General features: G+C 67.1%; 19 protein-coding genes. 5 read left to right on the forward strand and 14 right to left on the reverse strand.

What is annotated here, in order from left to right; translation table 11 throughout:
- Positions 1-3: 3 nt before the first annotated feature.
- From AC6CIE_RS04450 to AC6CIE_RS04465, 4 genes are all read right to left on the reverse strand, one after another.
- The gene (locus AC6CIE_RS04450) at positions 4-1161 is read right to left on the reverse strand and encodes an NAD(P)H-dependent flavin oxidoreductase (protein WP_175136301.1); all 1158 of its coding nucleotides are present in this window, start codon (positions 1159-1161) and stop codon (positions 4-6) included.
- Positions 1162-1287: 126 nt separating this feature from the next.
- Entirely contained in the window at positions 1288-2673 is a 1386-nt protein-coding gene (locus tag AC6CIE_RS04455; RefSeq protein WP_498091341.1) for a tripartite tricarboxylate transporter permease, read from the reverse strand.
- On the reverse strand, positions 2670-3161 hold the full coding sequence (locus tag AC6CIE_RS04460; RefSeq protein ID WP_498091343.1) for a hypothetical protein: 492 nt from the start codon (positions 3159-3161) through the stop codon (positions 2670-2672). Before AC6CIE_RS04460 ends, AC6CIE_RS04455 begins: the two co-directional genes overlap by 4 nt.
- A 69-nt stretch (positions 3162-3230) precedes the next feature.
- Positions 3231-4520, reverse strand: a complete 1290-nt coding sequence (locus tag AC6CIE_RS04465; RefSeq protein WP_218344306.1) for a hydroxymethylglutaryl-CoA reductase, degradative — start codon at positions 4518-4520, stop codon at positions 3231-3233.
- 130 nt (positions 4521-4650) lie between these two features.
- Here AC6CIE_RS04465 and AC6CIE_RS04470 point away from each other — a divergent pair, with 130 nt between their 5' ends.
- Positions 4651-6069 carry an aminotransferase-like domain-containing protein gene (locus AC6CIE_RS04470; RefSeq protein WP_498091345.1) on the forward strand — a complete coding sequence of 473 codons (1419 nt, stop codon included), beginning with the start codon at positions 4651-4653 and terminating at the stop codon, positions 6067-6069.
- On the opposite strand, the gene AC6CIE_RS04475 is transcribed toward AC6CIE_RS04470, so the two are convergent.
- The 4 genes from AC6CIE_RS04475 to AC6CIE_RS04490 form a co-directional block, all read right to left on the reverse strand.
- Positions 6060-6887: an anaerobic ribonucleoside-triphosphate reductase activating protein gene (locus AC6CIE_RS04475; protein ID WP_175121276.1), complete on the reverse strand. Its 828-nt coding sequence runs from the start codon at positions 6885-6887 to the stop codon at positions 6060-6062. The genes AC6CIE_RS04470 and AC6CIE_RS04475 overlap by 10 nt on opposite strands.
- Positions 6853-7035: an anaerobic ribonucleoside-triphosphate reductase gene (gene nrdD, locus AC6CIE_RS04480; RefSeq protein WP_175121277.1), complete on the reverse strand. Its 183-nt coding sequence runs from the start codon at positions 7033-7035 to the stop codon at positions 6853-6855. Before nrdD ends, AC6CIE_RS04475 begins: the two co-directional genes overlap by 35 nt.
- A gap of 94 nt (positions 7036-7129) precedes the next feature.
- Complete coding sequence (locus AC6CIE_RS04485) at positions 7130-9124, reverse strand: ribonucleoside triphosphate reductase (protein ID WP_498091346.1); 1995 nt, start codon at positions 9122-9124, stop codon at positions 7130-7132.
- Positions 9125-9290: 166 nt separating this feature from the next.
- The gene (locus tag AC6CIE_RS04490; RefSeq protein WP_175121279.1) at positions 9291-9641 is read right to left on the reverse strand and encodes a DUF3325 domain-containing protein; all 351 of its coding nucleotides are present in this window, start codon (positions 9639-9641) and stop codon (positions 9291-9293) included.
- 284 nt (positions 9642-9925) lie between these two features.
- Between AC6CIE_RS04490 and AC6CIE_RS04495 the strand changes: the two genes are divergently transcribed.
- The 3 genes from AC6CIE_RS04495 to AC6CIE_RS04505 all read left to right on the forward strand — a co-directional run bounded on the left by AC6CIE_RS04495 (position 9926) and on the right by AC6CIE_RS04505 (position 13616).
- Complete coding sequence (locus AC6CIE_RS04495) at positions 9926-10540, forward strand: hypothetical protein (protein ID WP_175136306.1); 615 nt, start codon at positions 9926-9928, stop codon at positions 10538-10540.
- 13 nt (positions 10541-10553) lie between these two features.
- Positions 10554-12920: a catalase gene (locus AC6CIE_RS04500; RefSeq protein ID WP_279971126.1), complete on the forward strand. Its 2367-nt coding sequence runs from the start codon at positions 10554-10556 to the stop codon at positions 12918-12920.
- 117 nt (positions 12921-13037) lie between these two features.
- Positions 13038-13616: a lipid-binding SYLF domain-containing protein gene (locus tag AC6CIE_RS04505; protein WP_175121282.1), complete on the forward strand. Its 579-nt coding sequence runs from the start codon at positions 13038-13040 to the stop codon at positions 13614-13616.
- Between the two features lie 49 nt (positions 13617-13665).
- Here AC6CIE_RS04505 and AC6CIE_RS04510 read toward each other — a convergent pair whose 3' ends face one another.
- Together AC6CIE_RS04510 and AC6CIE_RS04515 are read right to left on the reverse strand one after the other, a co-directional pair.
- Positions 13666-14634, reverse strand: a complete 969-nt coding sequence (locus tag AC6CIE_RS04510) for a Bug family tripartite tricarboxylate transporter substrate binding protein (RefSeq protein ID WP_498091347.1) — start codon at positions 14632-14634, stop codon at positions 13666-13668.
- Positions 14635-14651: 17 nt separating this feature from the next.
- Entirely contained in the window at positions 14652-16073 is a 1422-nt protein-coding gene (locus tag AC6CIE_RS04515; protein ID WP_498091348.1) for a M20 family metallopeptidase, read from the reverse strand.
- Between the two features lie 113 nt (positions 16074-16186).
- On the opposite strand from AC6CIE_RS04515, the gene AC6CIE_RS04520 reads away from it, so the two are divergent.
- Complete coding sequence (locus AC6CIE_RS04520) at positions 16187-17113, forward strand: LysR family transcriptional regulator (protein WP_498091349.1); 927 nt, start codon at positions 16187-16189, stop codon at positions 17111-17113.
- A gap of 10 nt (positions 17114-17123) precedes the next feature.
- On the opposite strand, the gene AC6CIE_RS04525 is transcribed toward AC6CIE_RS04520, so the two are convergent.
- The 4 genes from AC6CIE_RS04525 to AC6CIE_RS04540 are packed head-to-tail and all read right to left on the reverse strand — an operon-like array spanning position 17124 to position 21497.
- Positions 17124-17621 carry a transporter suffix domain-containing protein gene (locus tag AC6CIE_RS04525; RefSeq protein WP_498091351.1) on the reverse strand — a complete coding sequence of 166 codons (498 nt, stop codon included), beginning with the start codon at positions 17619-17621 and terminating at the stop codon, positions 17124-17126.
- Positions 17622-17676: 55 nt separating this feature from the next.
- A complete protein-coding gene (locus tag AC6CIE_RS04530) occupies positions 17677-18750 on the reverse strand; it encodes a DUF2955 domain-containing protein (RefSeq protein ID WP_239212676.1) in 1074 nt (357 codons plus the stop codon).
- Positions 18740-19951, reverse strand: coding sequence for an HlyD family secretion protein (locus tag AC6CIE_RS04535; protein WP_483068554.1), 1212 nt, complete (start codon positions 19949-19951; stop codon positions 18740-18742). The genes AC6CIE_RS04530 and AC6CIE_RS04535 overlap by 11 nt, the downstream gene beginning before the upstream one ends.
- On the reverse strand, positions 19944-21497 hold the full coding sequence (locus AC6CIE_RS04540) for an efflux transporter outer membrane subunit (protein ID WP_498091353.1): 1554 nt from the start codon (positions 21495-21497) through the stop codon (positions 19944-19946). The genes AC6CIE_RS04535 and AC6CIE_RS04540 overlap by 8 nt, the downstream gene beginning before the upstream one ends.
- Positions 21498-21667: the final 170 nt, after the last annotated feature.

Here is a 21667-nt window from a genome sequence, read left to right on the forward strand (position 1 = left end):
GATCTATGCCGCGGCGGGCATCTCGCCGTGCAGCAGGTAATCCATCAGTTCGCGCACGGAACGCATGGCATTGCCGAATGGCAGTTTGGACGCGCCGCGGAAGAAAAGACCGCGGCTGACTTCGCCACGCATCGCGGCCGCGAGTTTCAGGTCGATGCAGAATTGGCCGAACTTGGCGATGCCGTCGCGCAGGCCGCATTGCGTCAGGCAGTCCATACGCTGGCTGCAGCGGCGCGGGTCGGCACGGGTGTTGGCTTGCAGCGTGCCTTCCTGGCGCAGGTAGCGCGTCAGCCACGGCGTGGCGACCGCACGTGCCGGCAGGCCGGCCACGCTGGTGAATTCCGCCAGTTCGGCGGGGTCGGCGTCGATCAGGACGCGCTTGAAGTTTTCGTGGGCGTCGCCTTCGTGGGTGACGGCGAACGCGGTGCCGACCTGCACGCCATCGGCGCCGTTGCTGAGCCAGTGGCGGACCTGTTCGTGGCTGCCGACGCCGCCCGCGACGATCAGGCGGGGGGCGTCACGGCCCAGTTGCAGTTCAGTGAAAAGGGCGTGGCAATCGGCCAGCACCTTTTTGAAATCGAAGCGTTCGCTGTGCAGGTCGTCGATTCGTGCCGCGCCCAGGTGGCCGCCCGCGTAACCCGGGTGTTCGATGACGACGGCGTCGGCCAGACGGCCCTTTTTCATCCACTTTTTCAGCACGGCTGCAACGCCGCGCGCTTCGGAGAGAATGGGCACCAGCGCCACTTTGGGGAAGTCGGCCGTCATTTCAGGCAGGTCGAGCGGCAGGCCTGCACCCATGACGATGGCCTCGGCGCCGCTTTCGCAGGCTTGGCGCACCAGCGCGGGATGGTCGCGCACGGCTTTCATGACGTTTACCGCCACCAGGCCGCGCCCTTGCGCCGTATCGAGCGCGGCGCGGACCTCCCGATGCAGGGCCTCGCGGTTGGCGGTGTCGATCGTGTCGCGGTCATTGCATTTTTCGGTTATTTCCACGAGATCGGCGTGGTGATGGCGCAAATCGACGCTGGCAATGGTGCCCACGGCGTTCTGGCTGGCAACCGCGCCGGCCAGGCGATGGGCGGATACGCCAACGCCCATGCCGCCCTGCACGATGGGCAGCAACTCGCGTCCGGCGAGGGTGAGTGATTTGAACCACGTCATGATATGAGTCTTTCCTCTGGTCAAGAGAGCAGAGGCTAGAGCAACGTGGGGAGCGCCGCCTTGCGAAGGATCAATTGGTGCGGCAATGGGCGGGGGCCAGACAGATCCCGCCCATCCGTCACGTTTTTATCCCAGCAGCTTGATGATCGCCGGCCCGGACAGCACGGCGGTGTAGTAGCCCATGAACTGCACGCCGGTATTGAAGCCGAACAGGCGCGACAGCAGGCCGCCGATGAGGCCCATGGTCAGGATGACGAGCAGGCCCAGGAATTGGCCTTCCCAGACGCTGATCACGATGATCAGGCCGACAAACGTGGCGATGATGGCCTCGTGGCTGACGCGGCGCGACACGAACAGCGCGGCGCGGCGCGCGAAGTTCATGGCGAAGGGATAGGACACCACTGCCGCCAGCAGCACCGCCAGCATGCCGTAACCCAGGAATTCCCAATGGTTCAGCAGGTTGTGCAGGTTGTGCGTCTGGCCGGTTGCCGAATCCACCGTGAACCGCGGCGGCGCGTTAAAGAGCGGCGCGGCCGGTCCCGCCGCCACGGGGCTCAGGGGCAGGCCGAAGGCGATCAGCGGAATCAGGGCCTCGGCGATGTAGGTGGCCTCGGTCACGCCGTTGCGCGCGCTCAGCACCGTCGTCAGCCGGTGATAGGCGTGCTTGACGCGCGAGCCCACCAGCTCGCCCAGCACGACGGTCATGGCGACCGGGCTGAACACGAAGGTGGCGCTGGACACGGCTGCGGTGGCAAGCGTCCAGCGCGTCTGCACCCGGTCCATGACTTTCAGCGGGTTCGGAAAGTAGCCCGACCAGCCTTTTACGTCAGGCGCCAGCGAGAACGTGCGCACCTTGTCGCGCATCATCTTGCCGCGGCCTTGCGGCGACAGCACGGTGAACAGGTCGGCGATCAGCGGTCCGATGGCGATGCCCAGGAAGTAGCTGATGCTGAGCTTGACGCCGTACTTGGCCGTCAGGCTTTGCAGCGCAATGATCACCATGACGAACGGCACCAGCAGCGCCACCGCCGCCCAGCGTCCCGCGGAAAAATACGCGATCAGCAATGCGGCGGCCAGGAAGATCCATGGGGCGGACTTGGTGATGGCGGCGCCGAACGGCGCCAGCAGCACGGCGAACAGCACCGCCAGCGGCACCGCGACAAAGGCGGCGACGATGGCGCCGGACACCATCTTGCGCAGCGCAATGTGCGGCACGCCCAGCTTGCGCAGCATGTTCGCGTCCTGCAGCAGCGGCGTGGCCAGGGTGTCGCCCGGGATGCCCAGCAGCGCGGTCGGCACGGCGTGCGTCATGTGCTTGGCCACCGCGCCCGCCAGAAAGAACGTGAAGACGCCGGCGGGCGGCACGCCCAGCAGCACGACCAGCAGCGTCAGCGGCGCGAGCGTCGTGGTTTCATCGGTGCCGGACACCAGGCCGATGGCCGCAAACACGACCGCGCCCAGCAGGCCCATGCCCGCGGCCACCATGATTTGTTCAAGCAGTTCGGGGCTCATGCCAAGGCCTCCTTGGCGGCGCCGCGCCGGGGGTCGGCAACATCGGCGGCAGCGGCAGAGATGGCGGGCGCCGCGGGCTGCGCGAACAGGTCGTACAGGTCCAGTTCCTTCAGCTCGCGCACCACGGCCTCGGGCAGGTCCGCCAGCGTGCCCAGGCCGCCGGGCTGTTCGGCCAGCTCGGCCAGCACTTCGGCGCGCCAGGCAGGATCGTGCGTGGCGCTGTGCTCGACGACCTCGCGTTTGGGCGGGAACAGTCGGGCGCAGATCACGCCAGCCAGCACGCAGCCGGCCAGCCCGGCCAGCATCGCGTATGCGTGCGCGAGCTCGGGTGACGCCACCACGCCGCGCAGCCAGCGGCTGGCGGCAAAGAAGCCGGCCACGCTGACCGAGATCCCAATGCCGATGGCCCAGGCCAGATGCCTGAGATCCACGGTGTCGCTCCAGACTTCAGCCAGGCGCGTGGACGGCGCCTGAGGGCTTTGTTTCATGTCTCTCTCCTGTGTTTATCGGACGGCGCGCGGGGTGACCGGCGCCGCCTCGGGTACTCGCCGTGCGGGTTATCGGGACGCGCGCAGCTCCTCCAGCAAGGCCAGCGCGCGGTCGGTGCGGACGTCTTTTTCCGCGGCCATGCGCTTGGCGACCTCGTCGATTTCCGCGCCCGTGGCGCCGGCCACCAGCGCGATGTTGCGGGCGTGCAGCGCCATGTGGCCGCGCTGGATGCCTTCGGTGGCCAGCGCCCGCAGCGCGCCCAGATTCTGCGCCAGGCCGACGGCCACGGCGACTTCGCCCAACTCCTGCGCCGAGCGCACGTCCATGATCTTGAGCGCAAGCCGCGCCAGCGGATGGGTCTTGGTGGCGCCGCCGACCAGGCCCACAGGCATGGGCATCTCGATGCTGCCGACCAGTGCGCCCGACGTGTCCTTTTCCCAGTGGGTCAGCGACGTGTAGCGGCCCGACCGGGCGGCGTAGGCGTGCGCGCCGGCCTCGACCGCGCGCCAATCGTTGCCGGTGGCGACGATGACCGGGTCAATGCCGTTCATGATGCCCTTGTTGTGCGTCGCGGCGCGGTACGGGTCGATGGCGGCGAACGTGTACGCGTCCAGCACGCCTTCGATGATCTCGGCGCCGCTGCGCTCCCTGGTGTCCAGCGTCTGCGGCGTCAGGCGCACGCGGGCGCGGGCCAGCCGCAGGTCGGCCAGGTTGGACAGGATACGCAGGCGGACCGAGCCGCCGACAATTTCCTCGACCAGCGGGGCCACGGCCTCGGCCATGGTGTTGACGGTGTTGGCGCCCATGGCGTCGCGCACGTCGACGATCAGGTGCATCACGATCATCGGGCCGCGCGGCGTGTCCGGGAACACGTGGACCTCGATGTCCTGGCAGCCGCCGCCCAGTTCGATCAGCACCTTGTCGCGGCTGTTGGCCAGCGTCAGGATGCGTTCGCGTTCGCGCAGCAGAGCAAGGCGCGCGCCATGCGGGTCGGTCAGGCCCAGGACCTGCACCTGTGCGCGCATCAGCGGGCGGGTGCTGGACGTCTCGAAGCCGCCGCCTTCTCGCGCCAGTTTGGCCATGAACGAGGCGGCCGCCACCACGGACGGCTCTTCCACGGCCATCGGCACGAGCACGTCGCGGCCATTGACCTGGAAGTTGCCCGCCACGCCCAGCGGCAGCTCGAACGTCCCCAGGACGTTTTCGATCATGCCGTCGGCGCGGGCCAGGTTCAGCGCGCCGGGCTCGGCCAGCATTTGGCGCTCTTCATCGGTAAGCGAGGCGGCGTCGGCAATGAAGGCCAGGCGTTGGGCGGGGGTGAGGGCCCGGAAGTTGGGCAGGCGTGAATCGGCCACGATGGCGTGTCTCCGTATAAGAATCGAGTGGCCTGATTCTAGGTAAACTGTACCGCTATTCAGAGGTACAGTTTGGGCAAACAGTACCATCGCACTGCACCAATTTTGGCAACGACAAGACGGGGATCGCAACGTGGATGACGCCAATTCGCCGGGCAGGCCGCAGCGCGCGGCGCCCATCGCCGAGAGCCTGGCCAACCTGATCGGCCAGCAGATCGCCGACGGCGTCTACCGCGCGGGCGACAAGCTGCCGTCCTTGCGCGAGCTGGCGCAACTGCACCGCTACGCCAAGAACACAGTCGTGGTGGCGTTTGAAATGCTGGTGGCGCGCGGGCTGGTCGAACCCCGGCGTGGCTCGGGCTTTTACGTGCTGGACGTCGATCACGCGCGCCCGGCCGCGGACGAAGAGCCGGGGCAATTGAGCCGGGCGATGGACATCGTGTGGCTGATGCGCGAACAGCTCAAGACCCAACCGGATGCGGTCGCCGTGGGCGACGGCTTTCCGCCGGTGGAGTGGCTGGCGGACATGCGCATGGATCGGTATCACCAGAAGGTGGTGCGCACGGGGCTGGGCGCGCTGTTCCGCTACGGCAGCCGATTTGGCTATGCGCCGCTGCGCGAAAGCCTGGTCCGCAAGCTGGGCGACGTGGGCATCAACACCACGCCGTCGCAACTGGTGCTGACGCATGGCGCCAACGAGGCAATGGATCTGGTGATCCGCTACTTCCTGCCGCCGGGGTCGACGGTGCTGGTGGACAATCCCGGCTACTACCCGCTCTTTGGCAAGCTGAAGCTGGCCGGCGTGCGAATGCTGGGCGTGCCGCGCCTGCCTGACGGGCCGGACGTCGTTGCACTGGAATCGTTGCTGCAGCGCGAAAAGCCGCGCCTCTTCTTTACGCAGTCGATCGCGCACAATCCCACCGGCTCGGACATGTCGCCCGCCAAGGCCTACAAGATCCTGCAACTGTCAGAGCGCTACAACCTGATGGTGGTCGAAAACGACCCCCTGGCGGACTTCAAGCCCACGTCGTCGGTCAGGCTATCGGCGCTGGATCAGCTTGAGCGCACCATCTACATCGGCAGCTTCTCGAAGTCTTTCTCGGCGGCGTTGCGCGTGGGTTTCATCGCGTGCAACGCCGCGCTGGCAAGCGACCTGGCCGATCTGAAGGCGCTGGTGCACGTCAGCAGTTCTGAATATTGCGAGCGCATGGTGGACGTGATGCTGCGCGAGGGCCATTACGAGCGGCATCTGGTGCGTCTGCGGCAGCGGCTGGAAGCTGCGACCGGCCAGGCGTTGCAGGTGCTGGATTCGCTGGGCGCGCAGGTGTTCACGCGGCCGACCAGTTCGTTGTATCTGTGGGCTGCGTTTCCCGGCGTGGCGGATTCGCTGACGCTGGCCGCGGCGCTGATGCCCGAGAAGGTCATCATGGCGCCGGGTCGCGTGTTCAGCGTGGATCCCACGGCGGTGTCGCCGTGGTCCCGCTGCAATGTGGGCGCCGTGGTGTCGCCGCGCTTCCACGCCACCCTGGCTGCGCATCTGGATCAGCGATAGGAGAATTCCTGAAAGGCCTGCCGCAGCTCGCCCTGCGCCTGGTTGCTGAGCGCTCGCGCGACGGGTGCGCCGGGCGCGGCGCGCGCGGCCTGCACCGCAAATTGGCGCACGCCGCGGCGGGCCAGTTCCCGCGCCAGCGCCATCAGCCGCGATTCGTCCAGCCAGTCGGGATGCCACGTGATGCGGCATTCGAAATCCAGTCCGGCGGACAGCAACTGCGTCAGGCACGCCAGCGCCGGTCGCTGGGAATCGCGCCGGCCCGTGATGTCGTCGTAACCCTTGGCGTCCGCCTTGATGTCCATGCCCACCCAGTCCAGATGACGCAGCACGTCGGCCAGCCGTAGCGGGTAGATGCCCGCGGTGTGCAGGCCCACGCGGTAGCCCATGCGTTTGACGTCGCGGATCATGGCGGGCAGGCGCGGCTCGCTCAGCGGCTCTCCGCCTGAGAACACAACGGCGTCCAGGAGGCCCTTGCGGGTTTCGAGGAAGGCGCGGACCTCGCGCCAGTCATAGCGGGCGGCGCGCGTCTGGAGTTCGACGTTGTGGCAATAGTGACAGCGCCACGGGCAGCCCGAAATGAAGACGACCGCGGCCAGTTGGCCGGGCCAGTCGACGGTGGAAAAAGGCACCAGCCCGCCCACGGCGGGCGAGTGCCGGGGCAGGGGCTGGATAACCGGCTGCGGCGGTGCGGCATAGGCCGGCCGATCCGCCAGCAGGCGAATGGCCTGGGCGGCGGGCCGGCCGGCGCCGCCGGCCTGCGAGTTGCCCTGGGGCGATCCGCCTTCAGGCACTGCGTTCGACGAAGAAGCGGCGCTCATTGAATTCGCCCTGTTTGCCGGTGTTGAAGGAAGAAACCGGGCGGTGGTAGCCCATCACCCGGGTCCAGACTTCGCAGCGCACGCGCTGGCTGTCGTCCAGTTGGACAGCGGGAGCGGACGCGGCGACGGGAGCGGTCAAGGTTTGCATAGGTTTTCCTCGGAAAGTGATGCCGGACGCTTGCCCGGCGGGTAAAGGACGGCGCGCGCCGGAAGGTTGCGCACCGCCCCGGATCCCGGCAACGCTAGGCCGGGGTGCAGCAAGACGATTGCTTGGCCAGCAGTTCGGCGTCGCACTTGGGGCAGAACTCGTGGTGCCCGGCCAGGTAGCCGTGATTCGGGCAGATGGAGAACGTTGGCGTGACCGTGATGTAAGGCAGGCGGAAGTTGGTGAGCGCGCGGCGCACGAGTTGCTTGCAGGCCTCGGCGGTGGACACGGCCTCGTTCATGTACAGGTGCAGCACGGTGCCGCCCGTGTACTTGCTTTGCAGCGTTTCCTGCAGTTGCAGCGCGTGGAAGGGATCGTCCGTGTAGCCCACCGGCAACTGGCTGGAGTTCGTGTAGTAGGGCTGGGCGTCCGTACCCGCTTGCAGGATGCCGGGGTAGCGCTTGCGGTCTTCGCGGGCGAAGCGGTACGTGGTGCCCTCGGCCGGCGTGGCTTCAAGGTTGTAGAGGTGGCCGGTTTCTTCCTGGAATTCGGTCATGCGCTGGCGCACGCGGTCCAGGAGGCGCACCGCAAAGGCGTGGCCGGCGGGCGTGGTCACGTCTTCGGCATCGTCCGTGAAGTTGCGGATCATCTCGTTGATGCCGTTCACGCCCAGCGTGCTGAAGTGGTTGCGCAGCGTGCCCAGGTAACGGCGGGTGTAGGGGTAGAGGCCCTGGTCGATGTAGCGCTGCACGACCTTGCGCTTCGTTTCCAGCACGTCGCGGCCCAGCGCCAGCAGGTAGTCCAGCCGCTCCAACAGCCGGGCTTCGTCGCCGCGGCAGGTATGGCCCAGCCGGGCGCAGTTCACGGTCACCACGCCGACCGACCCGGTCTGCTCGGCCGAACCGAAGAGGCCGTTGCCGCGCTTGAGGAGTTCGCGCAGGTCGAGCTGCAGGCGGCAGCACATGGAGCGCACCATGTGCGGCTCCAGGTCGGAGTTCAGGAAATTCTGGAAGTACGGCAATCCGTAGCGCGCCGTCATTTCAAAGAGGCGCTCGGTATTGGGATGGTCCCAGTCGAAATCGGGCGTGATGTTGTACGTGGGGATGGGGAACGTGAACACGCGGCCCTTCGCGTCGCCGGCCATCATGACCTCGATGTACGCGCGGTTGATCATGTCCATCTCGGCCTGCAGGTCGCCGTAGGAAAACGGCATTTCCTCGCCGCCCACGTAAGGGATCTGGTCCTTCAGGTCTGCCGGGCAGGTCCAGTCGAACGTGAGGTTGGTGAAGGGCGTTTGTGTGCCCCAGCGGCTGGGCACGTTCAGGTTGAAGATGAGTTCCTGGATGGATTGCTTGACGTCCGCGTAGGTCATCGCGTCGCGGCGGATGAAGGGCGCCATGTAGGTGTCGAACGAGCTGAACGCCTGCGCGCCGGCCCATTCGTTCTGCAGCGTGCCCAGGAAGTTGACGATCTGGCCGATAGCGGCCGACATGTGCTTCGGGGGCGTGGACTCGACCTTGCCGGGAATGCCGTTGAAGCCTTCGGTCAGCAACTGGCGCAGCGACCAGCCGGCGCAGTAGCCGCTGAGCATGTCCAGGTCGTGGATGTGGATGTCGCCTTCGCGGTGGGCCTGGCCGGCTTCCGGCGTGAAGACGTTGGAGAGCCAGTAGTTGGCGGTGACCTTGCCGGCGACGTTCAGGATCAGGCCGCCCAGGCTGTAGCCCTGGTTGGCGTTGGCGTTGACGCGCCAATCGCGCTGTTCCAGATACTCTTCCATGGCGCTTTCGACGTCGACCAGCGTATGGCGAAGCGAACGCAGGCGGGCGTGCTGCTCGCGGTGGACGATGTAGGCGCGCGCCGTGCGCCAGTGGCCTGCCTGGACCAGCACGTCTTCGACGCGGTTCTGAATGGTTTCGACGCCGGGGCAGACGTTGCCGTCCAGCTTTGCGATGACGGTGCCGGTCAGCGCGCGTGCGCCTTGCAGGTCCAACTCCCCGGTGCTTTGGCCCGCCGCCGCCATGGCTTGCGCGATCTTCTCGCTATCGAATGCAACGACGCGGCCGTCACGCTTGAGGATGTGTTGGATTTCCATTGTTGGCACCATATGTAGTGGAGTGCGAAGACTCTATCACCACATATGGTGCTGGAACCGCTGGATCTGGATGCCGGTTGACCCGCATCAAATGGCCGAAAACCGTCGTGAATTTGCGCAATGCGGCGATCGGTCGCACCCGGCGCCTGCGGCCGGCCCGGCCGGATCAGAAGCCGATGCTCACGCCCAGCAGGGAAATCGCCACCGCGACCGCCGCCGTGCCGGCGGCCGGCCGCGGGGCCCATGACAGCAGGCCGAACCACAGCAGCGCGCCTGCGGACAGCCAGCCCAGCCAGACCACCATCCCCAGCACGTCGCCCCACAGGCCCACGCAGGGAAGGATGGCCAGCCCCATCAACAGGACCCCGGCGCCGCGCAGGACGCGCGTGTGGCCGGCGTGCGGATTGCGCGTCCAGACCTGGTGATAGTGACGGGGGGTGGCAAGCGCCAGGCAAGCCATGCCGGCGTAGGTCAGCAGCAAGGCCATCGCGATGGCGCAGAGGTCGTTCATGGTCATGCGGCTGCTTTGTTGCGCGGGTCGCTGTGCCTGCCGGGTGGCGCGAAGCCCTTGCGCTGTTGTGGGTAATGCCCCCGATTCTACGGGAATCGGCGCGGCGTCCGGCTTTGGAGCGCTTTGTATTTTCTGCACAGCTTCCGGGCCGCCACTGCTCTCACGGCGGCAATCGCCTGCCCGGTTCGGCGGACGCAGCCTCGGGAACGCGAATTGCTGTGTTCGCGCCTCCATCGGAAGCGATCGCCCGCCGTGCGCATCGTTGATGACCTACGACAAGGAGCCCAACCATGAAACGCAAAGCCGGAAACGCCCGCCAGATCAAGGAGCTGCTGTACCAGGCGCTGGAAACCGAGATCGGCGGCCTTGCCATTTACGAGACTGCGGTCAGCTGTGCCATCAATGAAGACCTGAAGAAAGAATGGCTGGGGTATCTGGAAGAAACCCGCACCCATCGCCGTGTGTTGTTGACGGTGTTCGAACAACTGAAGCTGGACCCGCAGGCCAAGTCGCCGGGCCGCGACGTGGTGCGTCACCTGGGCGAATCGCTGGTGCGGGCGATGAAGATGGCCATCAACGCCGGCGACCCGGCCGCGGCTCAACTGGTGGCGACCGAATGCGTGGTGCTGGCAGAGACCAAGGACCACGCCAACTGGTCGCTGATCGGGCTGATTGCCGAGCAGCAATCGGGCGAAGAAGCCAAGATCCTGAAACAGGCCTATGACGCCGTGGCTACCGATGAGGACCATCACCTGTATCACACGCAAGGCTGGTCGCGCGAGCTGTGGATCGAGTCGCTGGGCTTCCCGGCCGTGCTGCCGCCGCCCGAAGAGGTAAAGAAGGTGGAAACCGCCATTGGTGCGTCCCGTGCCGAGCAGGCGCGCGAAACGATGCTGACCCATTAAGGAGAAAAAAATCATGGCAAGCAAGAAGCCAGCAAAGGGCGGCGCGCTCGACACCGCCTACATGAATACCGACAGCGGTCCGGCCACCGGTCCCGCCGGCAAGCCGACCCACCCCGCGCTCCAGCGCGCGGCTGCCGTGGGCGCCACCACAGGCGCCATCCCCCATAACGCCAACAAGGAAGCGGAGTACGGCGAGCAGGCCGCGCGCTGTCCCTACGCTGGCGCACACGTGGGCACGGTGGACCCCGCCGTGGGCGCAAGCTCGCTGTCCGAGAAGGAAGTCTCGGACAAGACGGGCGACGCCGCCACGCCGGGCGTAAACCAGAATGACGGTACGTTGCCCCGCGTGCGCGCGGACGGCGGCGGCCAAGCCCTGACCACCAACCAGGGCGTGCGCATCAGCGACAACCAGCACTCGCTGAAAGCAGGGCTGCGCGGGCCGGCGCTGCTGAAGGACTTCATCCTGCGTGAAAAGATCACGCATTTCGACCACGAGCGCATCCCCGAGCGCATCGTGCACGCGCGCGGCTCGGCTGCCCACGGCTACTTTGAGTGCTACAAGCCGCTGACGGACCTGACCGCTGCGTCGCTGTTTGCCGAGGCCGGCAAGCGGACCCCGGTCTTCGTGCGATTTTCGACCGTGGCTGGCGAGCGCGGGTCCAAGGATACGGCGCGCGACGTGCGCGGCTTTGCCGTGAAGTTCTACACGGACGAGGGCAACTGGGATCTGGTCGGCAACAACATGCCGGTGTTCTTCATCCAGGACGCAATGAAGTTCCCGGACCTGGTTCACGCGGTCAAGCCCGAGCCGCACCATGGCATGCCGCAGGCGGCTTCCGCGCACGACACCTTCTGGGACTTCGTGTCGCTCATGCCCGAATCGACGCACATGCTGATGTGGGCGATGTCGGACCGCGCCATTCCGCGCAGCTACCGGATGATGCAGGGCTTTGGCGTGCACACGTTCCGCTTCGTCAACGCGCAGGGCGAATCGCGGCTGGTGAAATTCCACTGGAACCCGATCCTGGGCACGCATTCGCAGGTGTGGAACGAGGCGGTCAAGGTGTCGGGCGCGGACCCGGACTATCACCGGCGCGATCTGTGGGAAGCGATCGACGCGGGCCATGGCCCTGAATGGGAACTGGGTGTGCAGGTCTTCACCGAAGATCAGGCCGAAGGTTTCAGCTTCGACGTGCTGGACGCCACCAAGATCGTGCCCGAGGAACTGGTGCCGGTCGTGCCGATTGGCCGCATGGTGCTGGACCGCAACCCCGACAACTTTTTTGCCGAGACCGAGCAGGTGGCGTTCTGCGCCGCGCACGTGGTGCCCGGCGTGGACTTCACGAATGACCCTCTGCTGGCTGGCCGCATCCATTCCTACGTCGACACGCAGATCTCGCGTTTGGGCGGCCCGAACTTCCACGAGATTCCCATCAACGCGCCGCTGGCGCCGGTGCACAACAACCAGCGCGACGGCATGCACCGCCAAGCCATCCATCGCGGCCGGGTGGCCTATGAGCCCAATTCGCTGGCCGGCGGCTGCCCGTTCCAGGCGGGCATGGACGGCTTCGTGTCGTTCCCGGAACCGGTGACGAGCGACGAATTGCGCGGGCATCCCGAAAAGTTTGCCGAGCACTACAACCAGGCCACGCTGTTCTACGACAGCCAGACCGCCTGGGAGCGCAAGCACATCGTCGATGCCTTCGCGTTCGAGCTCAGCAAGGTGACCGTGCCGCAGATCCGCCAGCGCATGGTGGCGTCCCTGCGCAACGTGTCCGACGAGTTGGCCCAAGGGGTGGCCGATCAGCTCGGCATGGCCCTGCCGGACCCGTTGCCGCGCGCCATAAAGAACCCGCCCAAGCCCGAAGTGCAGGTGTCGCCATCGCTGTCCCTGACCGCGCGGCCGGGCGACGGCAGCGTAGCTACGCGCAAGGTCGCCATCCTGGCGGCTGAAGGCGTGGATGGCAAATCCGTATCCGCGGTGGCCGACGCGCTGATTCAGGCGGGCGCCGTCGTGCGGCTGGTGGGTCAGCGCATTGGTCCCGTCCAGACCGCCGACGGCGGCGCGTTCGATGCGGATGCGTCGCTGGACAACCATCCGTCCGGCGTGTTCGACGGGGCGGTGGTGGCGGGCGGCGCGGATGCCGCGGCGCTCCTGGCTGCCGACGGTCGGGCGCTTGAGTTCCTGCGTGATGCCTACCGGCACGGCAAGACGCTGATGGGTATTGGCGACGGCGTGCAGGTCTACGCGGCCGCAGGCATCGATCCCGATCCGAACGATGGCGGTCTGCTGCTGGGCGGGGAAGATCCGCAGGCGTTCATCGCGGCGCTGGGCAAACACCGCCATCCGGAGCGGGAGACCACGCCTCCGAAGGTATGAGGACGCGCCCGCACGGGTAAGAACGGATCATTGACACGTGCGGGGCGGCTGCGAATACTGAGCCGGCAGGTCGGACGCGCGCAATCGGCGCGCGTCCTTCTTAACCGGGGAGGCCGTATGAATCGCGCGTCCGTGTTGCCTGTGAAGTTCCTTGGCTGGCTCTGCGCCAGCCTTTTGACTTTTTCCGCCCTGGTCAGCGTCTCACCGTCCGCGCGGGCCGCGTCGGCGGCGGAGATCGGCGCCGACGCGATGGCGGCGCTGGAGCAGCTTTACTCCCAGGATCCACGCATGCGTGAACTGGGCAAGCAGGCTGTCGCGGTGCTGGTGTTTCCCGACATCATCAAGGGCGGCTTCCTGGTCGGCGGCGAGCGCGGCTCGGGCGCATTGATCCGCCGCGGCCAGGTAGAAGGGTTCTATTCGATATCTGCACTGTCTTTCGGGTTCCAGGCCGGCGCTCAGCAGTTTTCGTACGCGCTGTTCTTCATGAATGAGCCGGCGCTGGCGTACCTGGATCAGAGCGACGGGTGGAGTCTGGGGGCGGGGCCCAGCCTGGTCGTGGTGGATCAGGGCTACGCCGCCAGCATCTCGACCACCACCTTGACGCAAGACGTGTACGCGGTGCCGTTTGGCGAGCAGGGCCTGATGGCGGGGATGGGTCTGCAAGGATCGAAGATCAGCCGCATGGATCCGAACTGAGTCATTTGCAGAAATGGGGGCGGGACCCCGGTTGGCGTCCCGCCGGCCGTCATTCCAGCGTTATGCCGGCACGCTGGGCGATGGCGCTGAAAGTTGCGATTTCTATCGCAATCTGCTCGCGGAAAGCCTGACCTGGCAGGAAGACCGGATTCAGTGACAGTTCCGATACGCGCTTGCGCACCTGAGTGTCCTGCATGATTTCCGCCATTACCCGGTTCAAGGTGTGCATGACCGGAGTCGGCGTGTTCGCCGGCGCGACCAATCCGTACCAGCCGACGAACGACACCTCCGGCATGCCCGCTTCGGCGAAGGTCGGCACGTCCGGCAATTGCGGCATGCGTTGCTCGCCGGTGACGGCCAGTGCGCGGATCTTGCCGGCGCGCACGTGGGCGGCGGACGCCGACACCGTATCGACGGCCAGCGCGATCTCGCCGCTGATCAGCGCGGTCATGAGTTGCGCGCTTCCCTTGTACGGCACTGGCGTCATCTTGGCGCCGGCAGCCTGCGCGAACATCTCGCCGGTGAGGTGGGGGGCGGACCCGGAGCCGAACGTGCCGTACATCAGTCCGCCTTTGGCGCTTTCCTGTCGGGCGAGCTCCGCCGCCTGTTGTGGCGTCGCCGCGGGCAGCGCGTTTTTCGCCAGCAGCACGACGGGCGCCATGGCGACGATGCCGATGTGCTCGAAGCTGCGCACGGGATCGTAGGGCAGCGACGGTTTGAGTGCGGGCAGGACGCTGTACGTGGTGCTGCCCGACAGCATGAGCGTGTAGCCGTCGGGCGCTGCGCGGGCGACGGCCTCGGCGCCGATAAGCGTGGAGGCGCCGGGGCGATTCTCGACGATGACGGGCTGCCCCAGCTTGCCCGTCAACTTGGTGGCGAGCAGGCGCGCCACCGCGTCGGTGGCGCCGCCCGGCGTGAACGGGACGACGATCTTGATGGCCTGGTCCGGATACGCGGCGTGGGCATTCGCGGCGGCAAGTGTCAACGCCAACAGGGCGGTGCGAAGTCTGGCGGTCATGATGGGGCTCGGTCGGATCAGGCGTAGGTGGACGATTGGGAGCAGGCTTGTTCGAGCAAGTCGGCGCCCTGGGTGCCGAGGTCCCAGAAAAGGCCGGCCATGATGGCCAGGCCTTCCCGGGCGACGCTGCCCAGCAGGTGTTCATTGGGCGCGTGCTGCGCGCAAGCGGGATAGGAGTGAGGCACCCACAGGGTGGGAAGGCCAAGTTGGTCGGCAAAAATGTCGTTGGGCAGGGAGCCGCCCAGGTTGGGCAAGAGGGCCGGCCGTTTGCCGGTGGTGCGCTCCAGCGAGGCGGCGGCCCAGCGCACCCACGGGGTGTCGGGCGACAGGCGCGTCGCGCCCGCCTGCATGCCGACACGAACCTCGACGTCGTCGAAGCCGCCCTGATGCAGGTGTTCGACCACGTGTTCCTGCAGGGCACGCCAGTCGGTGCCGACCACGAAGCGCAACTGGCACCAGGCCGACGCTTCCGGAGGAATGGCATTCACGGGCTTGGCGGGGTCGCCGGCGCCGAATGTCAGGACGTCGAGACTGTTCCAGCCGAATACCTTTTCCGGCGAGGTCAAGCCGGGTTCGCCCCACCAGTCGTTGATGTCCGGATCGTCGTCGCCACCACCGACTTCCAGGTCTGCCAGCGCCAAGGCGACCGCAGCGGGGATGGGCGGGGGGCGCAACCCAGGCACGGCGATGCGGCCGTTCGCGTCCACCAGCGAACTGATCGCATGCGTCAGCCGGATGGCCGGGTTGGAAAGCAGTCCGCCCCAGTTGCCGGAATGGTAGCCGCGTTCCCGAGCCCGTACCTTGAGTTCGAAATTGACCGCGCCGCGCGAGCCCATGAACAGCGTGGGCCGCGCGGCGTTCAGGCGCGGCCCGTCACTGGCGATGAAGACGTCGGCGGCCAGAAGATTGCGGTGCGTCTTGCAGAACGCGGCCAGGCCGGGCGAGCCCGCTTCTTCGCCGGTTTCAATGAGCCAGATCGTATTGAACCCCAGCACGCCGCCGCGGACGGCGATGACGCGCGACAGCGCTTCAACGTTGATGGAGTGCTGGCCCTTGTTGTCGGCCGTGCCGCGCCCGTACCAGCGGTCGCCCTCGACCTGCAGGCGCCAGGGGTCCCGGCCGGCGTCCCATTTGGCGGCGTTGCCTCGCACCACGTCGCCGTGACCGTACATGAGGACGGTCGGCAACTCGGCCGCTTCGATGCGGCGTGCGACCAGGATCGGCAGGTCCACCCCGGCAGGGTTGCGATGCACTTCACAGGAAAAGCCCAGTGCCGACAGGCGCGGGACCAGTTCGATCGACAGGTAGGCATGCTGGGCCGGGCCCTGGGTGGAGACTTCGCTTTCGGTGGTGTACGCGATGCGGCGCGCGAGGGTGTCCTGAAGGACGCCGCTGTCATACGCTTCTGTCGCGTGGAGAATGGCTTGTTCGCGGGTCATGGCGGTTCTCGGGGCAGTACGGAAAAACAAAAGTATTACGGTTCTACGCGTGCCACAATTAGATATTTCGCACCTTTGCGTTGCCATAAAGGCATCTCATCCAGGAGCCATCCATGATCTCCCTCGGCCTCAGATATTTCCTGGAAGTCGCGCGCTGCGGTTCGATCGCAGGCGCGGCGGCCAGCCTGCACGTGGCGGCATCCGCCGTCAGCCGGCAGATCGCCAAGCTGGAAGACAGCCTGGGCATCGTGCTGTTCGAACGCCAGGCGCGCGGCATGGCGCTCAGCGAGGCCGGGCTTCAACTCGCGGCATACGCCCGGGCGGCCGCGCTGGAGGCCGAACGCGTCACCAAGGAGATCCGGCGGCGCAGCGCGCTAGGCGACGTCACGATCCGGCTGGCCTGTAGCGAGGGATTCGCACACCGATTCCTGCCGCTATGCATGGCCGACTTCAAGCAGGTCCGGCCCGAGACGCGTTTTCATCTTCAGGTGGACCGGCCGGAGGAGGTGATTCGCCGGATTCTCGAGGGAATGTCCCAGATCGCGCTGCACTACACGGTGGCGCAGGACGATCGCCTGAAGACCGAACTGCTGACGCGCGCGCCGGTTTACGCGGTGATGTGCCGGCAGCATCCGCTTGCCGCGCGCCGTGCGATCAGCCTGCGTGACCTGGCCGAAGTGCCCGTATCGGTTGGCGATAAGGGCACCACCGTGCGGCAGCTTTTCGATACCGCGTGCGCCAATGCCGGCTTGCATATCGAGCCGGCCTACGTGTCCAACAATTCGGCGGCCTTCCTGCCCATGCTGCCGGGCAGCCGGATCGTGGCGCTGACGGGCTACCTGACGTTGATGGGGGATCCGCAGGGCACCGCGCTGGCCGCAGTGCCGTTCAGCAACCCGGAAATGCGCCAGCGCAGCATCCAGGCCGTGACGCTGCAAGGGCGCACCTTGCCGCCGCTGGCCAAGGAGTTTCTGGAATTCATGGCGGCGCGGCTCACTGCGGCGCCGCGCGCGCCGGATCTGGACAAGGGCGGCACGTGACGGCTGATGACTAGACCGACCGCACGAACAGTGCGCGCAGCTTGTTCCAGAAATCGCCGCCCAACACGAAGAAGCTGGCCACCAGCATGACGTCGCCCAGCAGTTGCGCCTGCCACAGCCGCGGCCGGAACCCGGGCCAGATCTGGTCGACATAGGGTTCCAGCATCGATGTGAGCAGCGGCAGGATGAACATCACCATGCCGATGGCGTGGCGCACGGGGCCGACCTTCTGCACGGGCGCCAGCTTCCTCGCGTGACCGCCGATGATGGCCTTGAGTTGCTGGAATCCCTCTTTGCCCATGACGGCGATGCAGGTAATGAGCAGCACCTTGTTGGCGATGAAGATGGCGCCGGTCAGTGCCGCGATGCGCGATCCGGGGATGTCCATCGCGGCGCCGATGGGAATCAGGAACCAGAGCGCGAAGGCCAGGATGAAAATTCCGATTCCGCACTTGAAGCGCCAGCCCATTGCCGGCGCGGGTTGGGTTGGCAGGTCTTGGACACTCATGGCGGTCTCCTTGCAAGGGGTGGAATATGAGGCGGGGGAATTCAAGGCATGTGAATCAAGTTCCGGAAATACGGCGGCGTGAGGAAAATACGCCCGGCTTGCGGGGCGCACGCGGCCGGGGTTCAAGCAACTGCAGCATCAGGCAGGCATACAGGGTGACGGCGATGAACAGCCCCATGCGCACGGCGAAGGCGGTGTAGACGTCCTTGCCCGCCACGCTGTCCTGCACCGACTGGCCCAGCAGGATGATGAGCGTGATCAGGGTGTTCAGCCAGAAAGTGGGCGCATGCGGCGTGGGACTCAGCCGATACAGCTTTCTGGCCATCATCAGCCCGAACAGCAGCATCCACAGGAAGTACATCCACAGGCTGGGAAAGGGCCGCAGGGCGATCCAGAAGCCCACCGCAAGCACGCCGGCCAGCAGCGTCGATCCCAGGATCTCGCGCGCCGCGCCATGCGCCGCCGTGACGCAGCTTTGGCGGCCCAGGCTGACTGCCTTCAGGATGATGGGCATGTAGCCTAGCGGATCGGTCATCGCCAGCAGAAAGGCCGGCAGCACGACCAGCGCCGCGCGCAGGGCCATGCGGCTTGCCTCGGCGGCCGGCAAAACAGGCGGGGGCGGTGGCGCGGGCAGGCCAGGCGGTTCGGGAAACAGCGCGTGGCAGACGCCCAGCACCAGGGCGGCCAGCAGCAGCGCTTTGACCAGGGCCTCGATCACCGTTACCGCCAGGCCGAAGTCCAGTGTGCCTGCCGCAGAAATCATGGTCAGGCCGATGATCAGGAACGTCGACACCAGATTATTGCCGCCGCGCAGCCCGTGGCGAAACGCCAGAAACAGGCACAGGCCGACGATCAGCACCCCGCCGGCCGGGTAGTAGCGAAGCAGCGGAATCAGCAACAGCCCACTGCCCGTGGTGAACATCGCCACCAGGGCCAGGCCCAGGCCGGCTTTCAACGAAAGCGGCCGGTTCATCTGCGCCAGCAGGAACACCCCGAGCACCGGCGCGATCATCGGGATCGGCATGTCCAGCCCGAAGCTGATGGCCAGGCACAGCGCCGTCCCCACGCCCAGGCGCAGGGCGCGCTGGCCGCGGGGGTCGCGAGGGGCGGGGGCCGTGTCAGTAAGCATAGGACAGCCAGCTCATCAGCCGCAGGTACAGGCGGCCCAGGGGGTTGAGCGGATTGCCGGGGTTGGGAAACGCCATGACTTCGGCCTGGCCGCCCACCCGGATGCCGCGCAGGGACGGAAGCTGTCCGGGATCGAGGTCGATGGCGACCGGGAAGCGTTGGGCGGGCCGCAGCCAGTCGCGGCTGTTCTGCACTGTGGGAAGGCTGCCGGGCTGCGTGGGCGTGCCGACGTTAACGCCATAGCCCACGCTGCGCACGCGGCCCTCGAACACCTGCCCGGGCAGCGCGTCCAGGATGATGGCGACCGGCGTGCCGGGGTCGACGTGCCCCAGGTTGTTCTCGGTCATTTCCGCGTTGATCCACACGTCGTGAATGGCGATCAGCGTCATCACGGGCTTTCCCGCCGCGGCGAATTGGCCGGCGTCGGTCCGCAGGTCGGTGACGAGGCCCGCAGCGGGGGCGCGCACCTGCGTGTTGGCCAGGTCCAGTTCAGCCTTTTCCACGGCGGCGGCGGCGCTGCGCAGCTTGGCATTGTCTTCCTCGCTGCCGCCTTCCTGTTCGCGCGCCCGCTGCACCTCGGCACGCGCGGCCGCCACCTGGCTGACCGCCTGCGCCAGATTGGCCCGCGCAATCTCCAGCCGGCGCAGCGATATCGTGCCCTGGTCGTCGCGGTACAGGCGCTCGAGCCGGGTGCTGTCCTGGCGCGCGCGGACTTCATTGGCTTGCGCCGCGCGCAGGGACGCCTGCGCCGCATCGATGCCGGCGGTGCTGGCGCCAATCTGCCGGCGTGTGGCGTCCAGGTCCGCCCGGGCGCGGTCGAGCGCAATCCGGTAATGCTCCGGGTCGATGTCGAACAGCACGGCCCCCGACTTCACGTCCTGATTGTTGCGCACATGTACCTGCGTCACCCGGCCCGCCACTTCGGACGCCACGGGCACCACAAAGGCCTCCACCCGCGCCTGCTGCGTGTACGGCGTGTAGCGGTCCGCCAGCAGATACCAGACCAGGCTGATGACGATGACCACGAGGACCCAGCGGACCCCCTTTTTGGCGGGATCCGCGGGGGGCGGCGGGGCGGCCGGCGGGGCGGGCGGCGGCGGCTCGGACGGCGCGGGGCGTGCCGGCGTATCGCGGGCAGGCGAGCCAGGGCTCGCGGCGGGCGCAGCGCTGGCCGTCGGGGGCGCGGGCCTGGGACTAGTCATCGGATCGCCTCGTGGTCTTGGGAAGCGCCGGCGCGGGCCGCCCGGCCTCGGACAGCAGGTCGCCCCAATTGGTGCGCCGCTGCATCTGTTCTTGCGTGGCCGGATCGATGACCGGCTGATCGCTGTACCAGCCGCCGCCCACTGCCTTGTACAGGGCGATCAGGTCGCGCACGGCATTGCCCCGGTTCACCAGATAGGTGTCCTGCTGCGTTGCCAGCGCGCGCTGCGCATCCAGCACCCGCTGAAAGTCGGAATAGCCCTCGCGGTAGAGCGCAGTGGCCAGCGTCAACGAGCGCTTGGCCGCCAGCGCCGAGTCGTAAAGGATCCCGTCGCGTTCCAGCGCCTTGACCAGTCCCGTGGCGGCGTCGTCGGCCTCGCGCGCGGCCTGGCGCACGGCGTCCTGGTAGATGACGATGAGCTGCTGCAGCCGCGCGTCCTGCAGGCGTACCGTGTTGGTGATCCGGCCGTGGTCGAACACGTTCCAGGTCAGGCTGGGGCCGGCAAGCAGGGCTGCGCCGCCGGACGTGCCGGCCAGCGACGTGGCGGTCCAGGCGATGCTGCCCAACAGCGTCAACGAGGGGTAAAGATCCGCCTTGGCCACGCCCACCTGCGCGGACTGCGCCGCGATCCGCAGCTCGGCGGCACGGATGTCCGGTCGCCGCAGCAGCAGGTTGGCCGGCACGTCCTGCAGCACCGCCCGGTCGATCAGCGGAATCACGGCCTCGCGTGGCGCCAGGTCGGGCAGCTCCGGCATCGGGCCCGGCGGCTTGCCGACCAGCACCGCCAGCGCGTTGCGGGTGCGCGCGATCTGGCTTTCGAACTCCGGAATGGTGCTGAGCGTGCCAAGGTATTGCGTGCGCGCCTGCTGCAGGTCCAGTTCGTCGGTCTCGCCGCTCTTGAAAAGGCGCTCGGTGATCTCATAGCTGCGCTTCTGGATGGCCGTATTGTCGCGGGCGATGCGCAGCCGGGCTTCGGCCGTGCGCAGCGCGTAATAGCTTTCGGCGACCTGCGCGTGCAGCAGCACCAGCACGTCTTCGCGGTTGGCCTCGGCCGCGAAGTAGGCGGCATCCGCGGATTCGATGGCGCGGCTGAAACGGCCCCAGAAGTCCAGTTCCCAGCCGATGTTGAACCCGGCGCTGTATTGCCAGAAACTGCTGGGCCGCGGATTGCCTTCCGAGGAGCGCGATGACCGATGCTGATAAAGCGCGTCCGCGCCGACGACCTGCGACTGCGGATACAGCCCGCTGCGGGCAATGCCAAGCTGGGCGCGCGCCTCCATGATCTGCAGGCCGGCCACCTGCACGCCGGGATTGTGCGCGTCGGCCTGGGCGATCAGGGATTCAAGAACGGGGTCGTCAAAGATACGCCACCACTGCCGGGCGTCCGGCTGCGAGGTTCCCACGGTGGCCTGTTGCAGCGCCGGCGTGTCCCATTGGCTGGACCAGTCGACACGCTGGGGCGCGAAGTCGGGTCCCACTTGCACGCAACCGGTCAGGCACAGCACGCCGGTCAGCAGCAGTCGATTCAAACAAGTCATCGGCCACATTGGGCACCAGGTCTGTCAGAGGCCAAACTGCAAGTCCCCGGTGACGGCCCGATGGTGCCCGCACCGCGAACGCCGGAAAGCTCGGCAGCGACAACGTGTTGTGTGGTCGCGCCGGCATCGCGGGCAGCAGTCGCGTTCCCGGCGGCGCGAAAAAGCGCCGGACCGGATCG

The sequence above is a fragment of the Achromobacter sp. GQ309 genome, from assembly GCF_059759315.1.

Bases quoted from the DNA above. Each gene is read 5' to 3' on its own strand.
- AC6CIE_RS04450 (WP_175136301.1), bottom strand. From the start codon at position 1,161: ATGACGTGGTTCAAATCACTCACCCTCGCCGGACGCGAGTTGCTGCCC.
- AC6CIE_RS04455 (WP_498091341.1), bottom strand. From the start codon at position 2,673: ATGAGCCCCGAACTGCTTGAACAAATCATGGTGGCCGCGGGCATGGGC.
- AC6CIE_RS04460 (WP_498091343.1), bottom strand. From the start codon at position 3,161: ATGAAACAAAGCCCTCAGGCGCCGTCCACGCGCCTGGCTGAAGTCTGG.
- AC6CIE_RS04475 (WP_175121276.1), bottom strand. From the start codon at position 6,887: ATGAGCGCCGCTTCTTCGTCGAACGCAGTGCCTGAAGGCGGATCGCCC.
- nrdD (WP_175121277.1), bottom strand. From the start codon at position 7,035: ATGCAAACCTTGACCGCTCCCGTCGCCGCGTCCGCTCCCGCTGTCCAA.
- AC6CIE_RS04485 (WP_498091346.1), bottom strand. From the start codon at position 9,124: ATGGAAATCCAACACATCCTCAAGCGTGACGGCCGCGTCGTTGCATTC.
- AC6CIE_RS04490 (WP_175121279.1), bottom strand. From the start codon at position 9,641: ATGACCATGAACGACCTCTGCGCCATCGCGATGGCCTTGCTGCTGACC.
- AC6CIE_RS04495 (WP_175136306.1), top strand. From the start codon at position 9,926: ATGAAACGCAAAGCCGGAAACGCCCGCCAGATCAAGGAGCTGCTGTAC.
- AC6CIE_RS04500 (WP_279971126.1), top strand. From the start codon at position 10,554: ATGGCAAGCAAGAAGCCAGCAAAGGGCGGCGCGCTCGACACCGCCTAC.
- AC6CIE_RS04505 (WP_175121282.1), top strand. From the start codon at position 13,038: ATGAATCGCGCGTCCGTGTTGCCTGTGAAGTTCCTTGGCTGGCTCTGC.
- AC6CIE_RS04510 (WP_498091347.1), bottom strand. From the start codon at position 14,634: ATGACCGCCAGACTTCGCACCGCCCTGTTGGCGTTGACACTTGCCGCC.
- AC6CIE_RS04515 (WP_498091348.1), bottom strand. From the start codon at position 16,073: ATGACCCGCGAACAAGCCATTCTCCACGCGACAGAAGCGTATGACAGC.
- AC6CIE_RS04520 (WP_498091349.1), top strand. From the start codon at position 16,187: ATGATCTCCCTCGGCCTCAGATATTTCCTGGAAGTCGCGCGCTGCGGT.
- AC6CIE_RS04525 (WP_498091351.1), bottom strand. From the start codon at position 17,621: ATGAGTGTCCAAGACCTGCCAACCCAACCCGCGCCGGCAATGGGCTGG.
- AC6CIE_RS04530 (WP_239212676.1), bottom strand. From the start codon at position 18,750: ATGCTTACTGACACGGCCCCCGCCCCTCGCGACCCCCGCGGCCAGCGC.
- AC6CIE_RS04535 (WP_483068554.1), bottom strand. From the start codon at position 19,951: ATGACTAGTCCCAGGCCCGCGCCCCCGACGGCCAGCGCTGCGCCCGCC.
- AC6CIE_RS04540 (WP_498091353.1), bottom strand. From the start codon at position 21,497: ATGTGGCCGATGACTTGTTTGAATCGACTGCTGCTGACCGGCGTGCTG.